This window comes from Sphingomonas sp. SORGH_AS_0879, from assembly GCF_030819175.1.
Lineage (GTDB): Bacteria > Pseudomonadota > Alphaproteobacteria > Sphingomonadales > Sphingomonadaceae > Sphingomonas.
Genome location: NZ_JAUTBJ010000002.1, coordinates 850,268 through 862,696, shown reverse-complemented (window position 1 = coordinate 862,696; position 12,429 = coordinate 850,268). Strand labels below are relative to the sequence as shown.

General features: G+C 66.5%; 12 protein-coding genes. 1 reads left to right on the top strand and 11 read right to left on the bottom strand.

The features are described 5' to 3' along the window. Nucleotides 1–227: 227 nt before the first annotated feature. The 8 genes from QE379_RS04800 to QE379_RS04765 form a co-directional block, all read right to left on the bottom strand. Complete coding sequence (locus QE379_RS04800) at nt 228–812, bottom strand: ABC-type transport auxiliary lipoprotein family protein (RefSeq protein WP_306998365.1); 585 nt, start codon at nt 810–812, stop codon at nt 228–230. Between the two features lie 20 nt (nt 813–832). After that, the gene (locus QE379_RS04795) at nt 833–1,795 is read right to left on the bottom strand and encodes an MlaD family protein (protein WP_306998363.1); all 963 of its coding nucleotides are present in this window, start codon (nt 1,793–1,795) and stop codon (nt 833–835) included. Beyond that, nucleotides 1,795–2,712 (bottom strand): ABC transporter ATP-binding protein, encoded by a 918-nt coding sequence (locus tag QE379_RS04790; RefSeq protein WP_306998361.1) that lies wholly within the window; start codon nt 2,710–2,712, stop codon nt 1,795–1,797. Before QE379_RS04790 ends, QE379_RS04795 begins: the two co-directional genes overlap by 1 nt. Then, the gene (locus QE379_RS04785) at nt 2,712–3,818 is read right to left on the bottom strand and encodes an ABC transporter permease (RefSeq protein WP_306998359.1); all 1,107 of its coding nucleotides are present in this window, start codon (nt 3,816–3,818) and stop codon (nt 2,712–2,714) included. The genes QE379_RS04790 and QE379_RS04785 overlap by 1 nt, the downstream gene beginning before the upstream one ends. A gap of 97 nt (nt 3,819–3,915) precedes the next feature. Further along, nucleotides 3,916–5,121 (bottom strand): DUF445 domain-containing protein, encoded by a 1,206-nt coding sequence (locus tag QE379_RS04780; RefSeq protein WP_306998357.1) that lies wholly within the window; start codon nt 5,119–5,121, stop codon nt 3,916–3,918. A 60-nt stretch (nt 5,122–5,181) separates the two neighbouring features. After that, a complete protein-coding gene (locus QE379_RS04775; protein ID WP_306998355.1) occupies nt 5,182–5,664 on the bottom strand; it encodes a transposase in 483 nt (160 codons plus the stop codon). 247 nt (nt 5,665–5,911) lie between these two features. After that, a complete protein-coding gene (locus QE379_RS04770; RefSeq protein WP_306998353.1) occupies nt 5,912–9,118 on the bottom strand; it encodes an efflux RND transporter permease subunit in 3,207 nt (1,068 codons plus the stop codon). Between the two features lies 1 nt (nt 9,119). Then, on the bottom strand, nt 9,120–10,295 hold the full coding sequence (locus QE379_RS04765) for an efflux RND transporter periplasmic adaptor subunit (RefSeq protein ID WP_307003085.1): 1,176 nt from the start codon (nt 10,293–10,295) through the stop codon (nt 9,120–9,122). Nucleotides 10,296–10,500: 205 nt separating this feature from the next. Here QE379_RS04765 and QE379_RS04760 point away from each other — a divergent pair, with 205 nt between their 5' ends. Beyond that, entirely contained in the window at nt 10,501–11,244 is a 744-nt protein-coding gene (locus QE379_RS04760; RefSeq protein WP_306998350.1) for an SIMPL domain-containing protein, read from the top strand. Between the two features lie 118 nt (nt 11,245–11,362). On the opposite strand, the gene QE379_RS04755 is transcribed toward QE379_RS04760, so the two are convergent. From QE379_RS04755 to QE379_RS04745, 3 genes are all read right to left on the bottom strand, one after another. After that, on the bottom strand, nt 11,363–11,620 hold the full coding sequence (locus tag QE379_RS04755; protein ID WP_267434219.1) for a GlsB/YeaQ/YmgE family stress response membrane protein: 258 nt from the start codon (nt 11,618–11,620) through the stop codon (nt 11,363–11,365). Between the two features lie 138 nt (nt 11,621–11,758). Beyond that, entirely contained in the window at nt 11,759–12,058 is a 300-nt protein-coding gene (locus QE379_RS04750) for a DUF1153 domain-containing protein (RefSeq protein ID WP_267434254.1), read from the bottom strand. A gap of 96 nt (nt 12,059–12,154) precedes the next feature. Further along, nucleotides 12,155–12,385, bottom strand: a complete 231-nt coding sequence (locus QE379_RS04745) for a hypothetical protein (RefSeq protein WP_306998347.1) — start codon at nt 12,383–12,385, stop codon at nt 12,155–12,157. Nucleotides 12,386–12,429: the final 44 nt, after the last annotated feature.

Genomic DNA, 12,429 nt, shown 5'->3' with positions numbered 1-12,429 from the left:
TTACGGCCCCGTCCAGTGCGTTTATGTCGCAAAGTGTGACGGATGCGGGAAATCGCCGTCATGTGGCGGCGCAGGTTTTTCCAGCGTCAGGCAAATCCTCCCCGCACGGGGAGGTGGCAGACCGCAGGTCTGACGGAGGGGGGCTTCCTCAAGGGGCATCCTTTGCGGCGATCCCCTCCACCATGTTTCGCATGGTCCCCCTCCCCGTGCCGGGGAGGATCAGGGTGTTACCGCCCCACCCAGTCGGACACTTGCTGCGCCACCTGGTTCGCCGCCTGGTTCAACGCGGGGCCGACACTTTCCGCGTCGATCTTGCCCACCGGAACGCGCGCTTCGAAGCGGCGCTTCTCGATGCTCGTCTGGCCGTCGCGTTGCAGCGCGGCGTCGAACATCACCACGGCCTCGCGCCGGGTGGCGTCCATGCCGAACTGTCGCAATTCGCCGCCCAGACGATCGCCCGGATCGCCGATCGATTCCCGCGCCGACAGCACCACCCGGCCCGCCCGCGCGGTCAGCGTGTCCGCCATCAGCCGGGCGAACAGCCGCGTCGGCGGCTCGGCCCATTGCGCGTCCTTCACATAGGCGATGCTGGTCGCATTCTCCTGCACCGGCACACGCGCGGTCGCCAGTTCCTGCGGCGAGGACGGCACCTGGATGGTGATCGACTTGCCCGGCTCGGAGTCCTGCGTCTGGCCGACGACCGGCGCGGACTGGGCTTGCAAGGTCAGCAAGGAGGGCGGCGGCTTGGCCCCGAAGCTGATGCAGCCCGCCAGCGGAAGCGATGCCATCAGAACGATCAGCGGAGTCTTCATGACGGTCCTCATCGGCTTCCTCACTTGCCCTTATAGTCCGGCAGCTTCTGCTGCCCGATCAGCGACCCGGCGCCCTGCTGGTCGACCTTTTCGGCGACCGCCGACAGCGACTGGGTCATCACGCGCAGATCCTTCACCAGACGATCCACCTCGGGCACGGTCTGCTTGGAGAAGGTCTGAAGCCCCGGCCGCGCATCGCCGATCGCCGAATTGAGCGTGTCGGCGCTCTGCTGGGCCGAGGCGATCGCCTTGTTCAGATTGGCCATGGTCGGCTTGACGTCTTCGGCGAGCAGGCCGTTGGTCGTCGCGGCCAGTTGCCCGATCGACTGGGCCGCGTCGCCCGCCTGCTGGATCGCCACGCGGGTCTGCGCCAGCGTCGCGGCGATCTCCGGCCCGCGATCGGCGAGCGCGTCGGTCAGGCGGTTGGTGTTGTCCAGAATACCCGCGATCGATGCCTGGTTGCGATCCGAGAGCAGCCCGGTCAGCCGCTCGGTCAGGGTCGACAGCCGCTCCAGCAACTGCGGCGCGGAGTTCAGGATCGCGCCGATGCCGCCCTGCTTGGTCGGGATGACCGGCACGTCATAGGGGCAGACGGTCTTGTTCTCGGGCGTCGGACAGGCGATCGGCGGCGCCCCCTTGCGCGCGCCGTCCAGCGAGATGGTGCTGGTGCCGGTAAAGCTGGCCGAGATCGACGCGGTCGTCCCTTGCAGGATCGGCGTCTGCTCGTTGACCGAGACGCGCACGCGCACGAATTGCGGATCGGGCCGCCACAGCGCGATTTCCTTCACCTGGCCCGAGGGTACGCCCGAATAGGTGACCGCCGAGCCCTTGGCCAAGCCGTCCACCGACTGGCGGAAGAAGATGTCATATTCCTTCTCCGACGTACCGCCCAACCGGGCGATCCAGACGGTGAAGATCGCCAGCACCGCGAGCAGGATCAGCACGACGGAGCCGACAAGGACGTGGTTCGAACGGGTTTCCATCAGCGTGTCCCTGCTTCGCCTCTCGCATGGGCATCGGCCTCGCTCCCCTGGCTATGCTGGCCGGTGGAGTGGGCTTCGACTTCGGTGGGGTGGCGCGCGGCTTCGCTGTCCGCCGAACGCGGGGCCATGTCGGCCACCTCGTCCTTCGCGGCGACGGCGGCGCGGCCGCGCGGCCCCTTGAAATATTCTTCGATCCACGGGTGATCGAGCGCGATCAACTCGTCGATCGTGCCGACCGCGATGACCTTCTTGTCCGCCAGCACCGCCACCCGGTCGCAGATCGCATAAAGCGTATCGAGGTCATGGGTGATGAGGAAGACGGTCAGCCCCAATGTCTTCTGGAGCGAGGCGATCAACTGGTCGAACGCCGCCGCGCCGATCGGGTCGAGACCCGCGGTCGGTTCGTCGAGGAACAGCAATTCGGGGTCGAGCGCCAGCGCCCGGGCGAGCCCCGCGCGCTTCTTCATGCCGCCCGACAGCTCTGCCGGGTATTTGGGCCCGGCATCGGCGGGCAGGCCGGTCATCACCACCTTGTAGGACGCGATCTCGTCCATCAACGCCTGGGGCAGGTCGCGATAGAACTCCCGCAACGGCACCGCGACATTCTCGGCCACCGTCAGCGTCGAGAACAGCGCACCGCCCTGGAACAATACGCCCCAGCGCTTGCGGACATCCACCGCCTCGGTCGCCTCCCGGCCGATGGTCGGTTCGCCGAACACGGTGATGTCGCCCGCATCGGGGGTCTGGAGGCCGATGATCGTGCGCATCAGCACCGACTTGCCGGTGCCCGATCCGCCGACCACGCCCAAAATTTCGCCCTTGCGCACGTCCAGGTCGAGCCCGTCGTGAATCACCTGCTCGCCAAAGCTGTTGCGCAGGCCCCGGACCTGGATCAGATGCTCGTCCCGTTCGGCCATCAATCCCATCCGATCCAGGTGAAGAAGACCGCGAAGAAGGCGTCGAGCACGATAACCAGGAAGATCGCCTGCACCACCGCCGCCGTGGTGCGCAGTCCGACCTGCTCGGCATCGGACTTGACCTGCATCCCCTGGAAACAGCCCGCGATCGCGATGATCGCGCCGAAGACGGGGGCCTTGATGAGCCCGACATAGAGGTCGGTGATCGGCACCACCTCACGAATGCGCGCGATGAAGGTGACCGGCGGGATGCCCAGCGACACTGCCGCCAGGAAACAACCGCCGATCATCGCGATCAGCGAGGAATAGAAGCCGAGCAGCGGCATCAGCGTGACCGCCGCCAGCGTGCGCGGCAGCACCAGCGCCTCCATCGGCGACACGCCGATGACCCGCATCGCGTCGATCTCCTCGGTCAGCTTCATCGTGCCGATCTGTGCCGCGAAGGCCGAGCCCGAGCGGCCCGCCACCATGATCGCGGTCATAAGGACGCCAAGTTCGCGCAGGGTCAGGCGACCGACCAGGTTGATCGTGAACACCTCCGCGCCGAACTGGCGAAGCTGCACCGCGCCCTGTTGCGCGATGACGATGCCGATCAGGAAGCTCATCAGCCCGACGATCGCCAGCGCGGTCACGCCGACCGTCTCGAACTCATGCACCACCGCGTTGAAACGGAAACGGCGGGGATGGCGGATCACCGCCAGCGCGGCCAGCACGGTCGCGCCCATGAAGCCCAGCAGACCGTACAATGTCTTGAACGCGGCGATGACCGCGTCACCCACTTCCCCCGCGACGCGCGAAAAGGGGCTGATCGCCCTGGGCCGCATCGCCACCGGCTGATCCGCCTCGACCACCTTCGCCATCAGATGGCGCTGATCCTCGTCCAGCCCGTCGATCTGTGCATCGTTGCGCGCGGCGAAGCGGTGAATCAGCCAGGCGCCGACCGTGTCGATCCGATCCACCTGCGACAGATCGAGTCGTTCGACGGCTGCATCCTCGCGGTCGAGCCGCTCCGGCAAGTCGCCCAGCGTCGCCAGCGACAGGCTGCCGGTAAAGCGCATTGCGCCACCGTTCGCCGGGTCCAGCTGATAATCGGCCTTGGCGTTCATCACCTGCCTCTTTGAGGGAAAGCGGAGGTATCGACAAGGCGCTTCCTTCGCACGACGAATCGCCCCCGGCCGATAATTAGACCTTTACGTGACGTTTTCAAAGCAACCTGTCCACGGCGTGGAGGACCAGTCCGACGCTGCCGCCGACCAATGTCCCGTTGATCCGGATATACTGCAGGTCGCGCCCGACCGCGTTCTCCAGCCGCGAGGTGACGGTGTCGGCGTCCCATCCGCGCACCGTCTCCGACACCAGCCGGACGATGCCGTCGCCATAATCAGCCGCGACGCCGACCACCGCGCGGCGCACGAAGCGGTTGATCGTCGCCGCCAGCCGGGGATCGTTCTGAAGCGTCTGGCCCAATTGGCGCAATGTCTCGCCCAGCTTGCCGGCGGTCACCGCCTGCGGATCGCGCGCCATGCGCAGCAACGCCTCGCGCGCCTGTTCCCACAGGCCGTCGAGCCAGCGCTGCATCGCCGGATTGGCGACCAGGTCGTTCTTCATCGCCTCCACCCGCGCGCGCGTGTCGGGATCATATTGCAGGTCCCAGGCCAGGCGATCGAGCCCTTCCTCGATCTTCAGGCGCAACGGATGCTCGCGATCCTCAGCGACATCGTCGAGCAGCTTATGGAGACCGTCGATCAGCTTGTCGGCCAGCGTCTCGTCCAGCCCGGTCCAGCGCAGGATCGCGCCCGCCCGCTCATGAACCATCGCCCGCACGATCGGCTCGTTCGCCTCCAGCGCGCTGGCCGCCCAGCGCAGCACCGAATCGAGCAGCGGCAGATGCCGCCCCTCGGCGATGCTCGCCTTCATCAACTGGCCCAGGATCGGCGACACTTCGGTCGCGCGCAACCGCGATCCGATTCCCGCCTTCACCATGCCGCCCAGCCGTTGGGGGTCGAAGGCGGTCAGCATCTCGGCGAACAGCTTGGAGGCGCCGCGGCGGATCCGCCCGCCCTCCTGCGGCGGTTGCGCCAGCCAGCGCCCGGCGGCGCCCGCCACGTCCAGCCGGTGCATCCGCCGCGCGACGACGCGGGGGATCAGAAAATTGGTGCGCAGGAAATTGGCGAGCGTGTCGCCGATCCGGTCCTTGTTACGCGGCACGATCGCGGTGTGCGGAATGGGCAGGCCAAGCGGATGGCGGAATAGCGCGGTGACCGCGAACCAGTCCGCCAGGCCACCGACCATCGCCGCCTCGGCGAAGGAGCGGACGAAACCCCAGGCGGGGTGAACCGGCTGCAGCGCGCGCGCGATCAGGTACAGGGCCGCCATCGACAGCAACAACCCCGTCGCAACCGCCCGCATTTTCCGCAGGGCGGCCGGAACGGGTTGGCTACCCCCCAATCGCGTCGCGACTTCCATCGTTCAGGACAATTCGCGAACGGCGGCTTTGTTCAAGTGGAATCTTTCCCGAGCGTAACGAAACGGCGTGAATGATCGTCCCCGACACCGGGAGGTGGCAGCGCGAAGCGCTGACGGGGCAAGCCGTGAGCGGGCGGGACTGAGCGGTATCGTAGCTGGCAGGTCGAGCGCCGCGCCCATCTGCGCCAGCACGCGGGCATCGACCCGGTCGGTCTTTGCGAGTGTGCCGGTGGCGCGGGCGAACTCGCGCGCCTGGCGTGGATTGACGCGTGAGAAAGGATGGCCGCGCGTTGCCAGCGCCCCGATCAACTCGCCGTCGCAGCCGCTGGTGGCCTCGAAGACGACACGGACATCATGGTCGAGCGTGTCCAGCCAGACGCCGATGTCATCCGGCGTATTGGCGATCCGGCCGGTTTTTCCCGACGGCAGTTGGCAGATATCGATAAAGGCGCGCGAGAGGTCGCAGCCGACAACGGGCTGTGGCATGGTATAGGCTCCTGTCCATGTCGTACGGGATCAGCTGTCCCAAGCAACTGTTCAGGTTGATGACCAAGCGGAAGGGACCCTTGCTCCCTATCGGGCTCCAGACCCTCGGGGGGGACGGGCTCCCTTCCGCAATCACCTTCATACCACCATCCCATCAGACAGGGGGGGGCTTCCACACAGGTCGCCCCGTGCAGCGTTCCCCCTCCACCAGCCTTCGGATGGTCCCCCTCCCCGTTCCGGGGAGGACTTATTCCGCCGGACCATAGCCCAGCTTGCCGGTCGCGGGCGGCAGCGCGGGGCCGCCCGTGGGGCCTTCGATCACCGGCCCGCCGCCCGTTTCGTCGCCGGGCTTGTAGGTCAGCAACCGCTTGCCCAGACGCGGACCGATCCAGCGCTCGACCCCGACGGCCAGGCTGAACGCGGCGGGCACGATCAACAGGGTGAGGATGGTCGACATGGCGAGGCCGCCGATCACCGTCACGCCCATCGGGCTGCGCCACGATCCGTCACCGCCCAGCGACAAGGCGGTCGGGATCATGCCCGCGACCATCGCGACCGTGGTCATCACGATCGGCTGGGCGCGCTTGTGCCCTGCGTCCAGCACCGCGTCGCGCACCGGCACGCCCTTGGCGATCTCTTCCAGCGCGAAGTCGATCAGCAGGATCGAGTTCTTGGCGACGATGCCGAGCAGCATCAGCAACCCGATATAGACCGGCAGCGACAGCGGATTGCCGGTGAAGTGCAGCGCCAGCAACCCGCCCAGGGGCGCCAGCAGCAGCGAGGCCATGTTGACGAAGGGCGGCAGGAAGCGGCGATAAAGCAGCACCAGCACCGCGAAGACCATGAAGATGGCGGAGATGATCGCCGTGAAGAAGTTGGTCATCATCTCGTTCTGCATCTTGGCCTGGCCCAGCACCATTTCGCTGACCCCCATCGGCAGATTCTTCATGATCGGCAGGTCGTGGACCTTCTTCATCGCGTCGCCGCTGATTACGCCCTTGGCCAGGTCGGCCCCGACCGTGACCTGACGCCGCTGGTTGACGCGGTCGATCTGGGTCGGCCCCGCGCCCAGCCCGATATCGGCGACGACGCTGAGCGGCACAGAGCCGCCGGTCTGGGTCTGCACCGGCAGGTTCTGGATGGTCGACATCCGTGCCCGGGCATTCTGGTCCAGCGCCACGCGGATCGGCACCTGGCGATCCGACAGCGAGAAGCGGGCCGAATTCTGGTCGATATCGCCCAGGGTCGCGATGCGGATCGCGCTCGACAACGCCTGCGTCGTCACGCCCAGATTGGCCGCGAGGTCGAGGCGCGGGCGGATCACGATTTCGGGCCGGTCGAGATTGCCGACGATGCGCGGCGCGACGAGGCCCGGGACGGTCCCCATCTGCTCGACGATCTTGTTGGCGGTATCACGCAGCACCGCCGGATCATCACCGCCCAGCGTGATGGTCAGGTCACGTCCGCTCGAACCCCAGCCGAATTGCGACTGGAAGGACACGCGCGCATCGGGGATCGCCGCCAGTTCGGGGGCCAGCGAGCGTTCGAAGTCGGTGCTCTTCATCGAGCGATCCTCCTTCAACGTCGCCACCACGCGGCCATTGCCGACGCTGGTGCGCGAATAGACCGATTCGACGTCCGGCTGCTTGCGCAGGAATTGCGCGACCTTCTTCACGACCTGATCGGTCTGGGCCAGCGTGGTGCCGGGCACCATCTCGATCTTGGCGACCGCCTGGTCATTGTCCTGCGGCGGCTGGAAGGTCTTGGGAATGACCGCGAACATCACGACGGTCAGGACGAAGGCCATCACGCCGATACCGATCACCCACAGGCGATGGTCGCGGAACCGCCCGAAAAAGCGCCGCACCACCCCGCGCCGCGTGCCCTCGGTCGGTCGGTCATAACGCAGCGACCAGCGCAGCGTCGCCATATAGATGTCCATCAGCCTGCCCTCGCCATGGCTGGCATGGCCTGCGGACTTCAGGAAATAGGCCGCGATCATCGGCGTGATCATCCGCGCCACCGCCAGGCTCATCAGCACCGAGACGACGACGGTCAGGCCGAAATTTTTGAAATACTGGCCCGGCACGCCCGGCATGATCGACACGGGCAGGAACACCGCGACGATCGCCATGGTGGTGCCCAGCACGGCGAGGCCGATCTCGTCCGCCGCGTCGATCGACGCCTGATAGGCGGATTTGCCCATGCGCATGTGGCGCACGATATTCTCGATCTCCACGATCGCATCGTCGACCAGCACGCCCGCCACCAGGCTGAGCGCCAGCAGCGTCATCTGGTTGAGCGTGAAGTTCATCAGGTCCATGACCCAGAAGGTCGGGATCGCCGACAACGGAATAGCCAGCGCCGAGATCACCGTCGCACGCCAGTCGCGCAGGAACAGGAACACGACGATCACCGCCAGCACCGCGCCCTCGATCATCGCATGGATGGCGCTTTCATATTGCTGCTCGGTATATTTGACGCTGTTGGAGCGGAGGACGAACTTGACCTCGGGGTTGCGCTTTTCCAGCGCCTTCAGCTTCTCGACCGCGCCGTTATAGACGCTGACGTCCGAGGCGCCCTTGGCGCGTTGAAAGTCGAAGCTGATGACCTGCCGCCCGTCGACCGCCGCCTGCGAACGCTGCTCGGCATAGAGATCGCGGACCGTGGCGATGTCGGCCAGCCGCACGGTGCGCCCGCCGCGCACGTTGATCTGGGTCTGGCCCAGGTCATAGGCGTTGCGCGCATTGCCCAGCACGCGGACCGCCTGTTCGGTGCCCGCGATCTCGGCGCGGCCGCCCGCCGCATTCAGGTTGGTCATGCGCAGCTGGGCGTTGACCTCGCTGGCGGTCAGCCCCTGCGCCTGCAATTTCAGGGGGTCTAGGATCACGCGGATCTCGCGCGTCACGCCGCCGTTGCGGATGACCTTGGACAAGCCGGGGACCGACAACAGCTCCTTGGTGACGTTGTTGTCGATATACCAGCTGAGCTGTTCGGGCGTCATGTTGGACGCCACCGCCGAATAGCTGGCCAGGTCGTTGTCGGTCGAATCGACGCGGATCACCTGCGGCTCCAGGATGCCGTCGGGCAGCATCGAGCGGATCTGAGTGATCGCGTCGCGCGCATCGCTGACCGCACGGTCGATCGGGGTGCCGATATCGAGCTGGACCAGCGTTTGCGACTGGCCCTCGGTCACGGTCGAGGTGATCTGGTCGACGCCCTGCAAGTTCCGCAACGCCGCCTCGACCCGCTGGGTGACCTGGGTCTCCAGTTCGGTCGGTGCCGCACCCGGCTGGCTGACCACGACCACGACGATCGGGAAGTCGATGTCGGGGTCGTTGTTCACGTCCATCCGCATGAAGCTGACGATCCCCGCCAGCGTCAGCGCGACGAACAGGACGATAGGCGGAACCGGGTTCCGGATCGCCCAGGCCGAGATGTTGCGGAAACTCATGTCACTTGGCCTCCGGGCCGCCGAGGATCGGATGGACGAGCTGGCCGACCGCCAGGAAGCCACCCGCCGACCGCACCACCCGCTCGTTGCCGTTCAGGCCCGAGGCAATGGTCACGCCATCGTCCGATACCTGACCGATCTTGATGTTGCGGCGCGCGACCTTGTTGTCGGAGCCGACGATATACACGAAACTGCCCTTGTCGTCGCTCTGGATCGCCGAGTCGGGCAGCAGGGGCGCGCGGCCCGCGCCGCCGCGGATCGTCGCCGAGGCGAAGCCGCCGGGACGCAGTTCGGGGCTGTAGGACAGCGCGATCCGCGCGATGCCCTGGCGGGTCTGCGGATCGATGACCGGCGACACCTGCCACACCTCGCCCTTGAAGCTCTTGTCGCCGCCGACCGGGGTGACGGTAGCGGGCGAACCGACGGTCAGGCCGACCAGGTCCGATTCGGCGAGCTGCGCGCGAAGCTCCATCTGCCCGCCCATCGCCATGCGGAACAGCACGCCCGAGCCCGAGCTGACGATCTGGCCCGGCTCGGCGGCGCGGGTCAGGATCAGCCCTTCGGCCGGCGCGCGGATGTCGAGGCGACCGTTGCGCGCCTGCGCTTCCTTGTACGACGCTTGCGCCGCACGGACACGCGCGGCGGCGGCGTTGCGGGTCGCCTCGCGCCGTTGCAGATCGGCCTTGGAGATGAAACCGCGATCGACCAGTTGCTGCGCACGGTCCAGTTCGGCCTGTGCGATCTGCTGGTCCGACTGCGCCACCGCGACCTGGGCGTTCAACGCGGAGGCGGTCTGGGTCTGGACCGAGCGATCGACGGTCGCCAGCACCTGGCCCGCGCGGACCCACTGCCCCGGCTCGACCAGCACGCGGGTGATCATCCCCCCCTCGCCCGCGACGCCGACCGGCATTTCGCGCCGCGCGGCCAGCGTACCCGTGGCGGAGACGATGCGGCTGACCGCCTGCTGCCCCGGAACCACGACGGTGATGTTGGGCACCTGCGTCCCGCTGGAGGCACCGGGGGCCGAATCATGCTTCTTGCCGCCGAGCAGATACCAGCCCGCCAGCGCCACGAGGATGAGCACCACGACCACCGGAATCCAGCGCCGCCGTGCGGGCGCGGGTCCTTCCAGTGCCATATGGCTGCCGCCCCCGATCGCCCCCGTTTCGTAATTCATGTTCGTCATCGATCCCCGATCCGCATCGTCATGTCGTGGCCACGCCTCAGATGCGCCTATTCGCCGCTGTATTATAGAAATACATCACTGCACTCAAGCGACTTTGCGTATGGGAGAATTAAGGCGGCTCTAAGATGCGCCGGGCGCGTTCATCGCACGTTTCGGCGCGGTCGGCCAAAGGCCTTGCCAGCATCAAAGGGAGTTGATGATGAAATTATTCCTGTTTTCCGTCGCCTTGGCCCCGCTCGCGATAGCGTCGGGCGTCGCCGCCCAGTCAGTGCCTGCCCCGACCACGGTCGAGCCGCTGGTTCCGGCGGCGGGTACGATCCTGGACATCTCGGCGGAGGGGCGCACGACGCGGGTGCCCGATCTGGCGACGATCCGCGCAGGCGTGGTCAGCCAGGGCGCGACCGCCGCCGCGGCGCTGAGCGACAATGCGCAGCGCATGGCACGCGTGCTGGCGGCGGTGAAGCGGGCCGGCGTCGCCGACCGCGACATCCAGACCGCGACTGTCCAGCTTCAGCCGCAATATCGCTATGGCGAGAATGTCCCGCCGACCATCACGGGATACCAGGCGACCAACACGCTGAGCATCCGGTTCCGCGACATCGCCAAGTCCGGCACGGTGCTGGACGCGCTGGTGGCGCAGGGCGCCAACCAGATCGACGGCCCCAACCTGTCGATCGACAAGCCCGATGCCGCGCTGGACGAAGCGCGTACCGATGCCGTCGCCAAGGCCCGCGCGAGGGCCGAGCTTTATGCCAAGGCGGCAGGAATGCGCGTCGCCCGGATCGTGTCGATCACCGAGAACGGCGCGGATGCGGGCGGGCCGGAGCGGCCCATGATGATGGCGCGCGCGATGGCCGCAGACGCCATGGCCAAGACCAGCATCGCGCCGGGCGAGCGGGACGTGACGGTCAATGTCTCGGTCCGCTTCCTGCTGAACTGATCCGACCCGCCTCCTTCGCTCGCGTGGCGGAGGGGGCATCGCCCATACCCGATATACGAAAAAGGGCCGCCCGGTTTCCCGGACGGCCCTTTTGATTCCGCTCGGAGCGAATAAGCGCTTAGCGCACCCGACCGCGACGAACGAGGTTCACGATCGCCAGCAGGATGACGGCACCCAGCAGCGAAACGAGGAACGAGGTCAGCGTCAGACCCGCGTTGTTGATCGAACCACCCGAGAAGATCAGGCCGCCGATGAACGCGCCGACGATGCCGACGACGATGTTCAGGAAGATGCCCTGCTGGGCGTCAGTACGCATGATGATGCTGGCCAGCCAGCCGATGACACCACCGATGATAAGCCACAGGATAATACCCATTGTCTTTCCCTCCGTTGGGCCCGCGAGCGGGACACGGGGGGAAGACGTGCGAATGGCGGTTATTGTTCCGTGCCCGTACCATCAATTCGATGAAGCGTTTTCACATGGTCAACGATGCGATCGTTTTTATTTTCGCCCTCAGTATTTCTGCTGACGCTCGTAGAGCGAGCGATAATGCTGGATGCGGGTGACGCGCAGGCCCGGCATGCCCGACCGGTCGATCGCGCGCTGCCACCCGGCGAATTCCTCCACCGTCAGGCCATAGCGATCGCAGACTTCGTCGACCGAGAGGAGACCGCCGTTCACCGCCGCGACCACTTCCGCCTTGCGACGGACCACCCAACGGGTCGTGCTGGGCGGCGGGAGCGATTCGAGGGTCAGCGGTTCGCCGAGCGGCCCGATCACTTTCGCAGGACGGATCTTCTGATTCTCGATCATCATACAACCTCACCGGGGCTCCCTACCCCATGTCGTCTGTAACGGCGACCCTGACACACGCGCTTGAACATCACCTAAAGTCGAAAGGTTAATGCTTTATTCACTCTTGTTCCACCGGGCCAGATAACGTGCCATGGGGCCGTTGAACGCGCCGTCGAGCGGCGCGAACAGCACGGGGTCCGCCGTGCCGCGAACGAATCCCGCCTGCACCGCCGCCGTCCGGCTGGCAGCCTGCCGAGCCGTCGCACCAACCATCAACACCGCCAGATCGGGCGGCAGCACCGTCAGTTCGGCATCCCGGTCAAAGCGGTTGAAGCTCAGGTCCAAAAGCGCAATCCATCCCGATCGTGAACCACCCTGTTATCGGACGG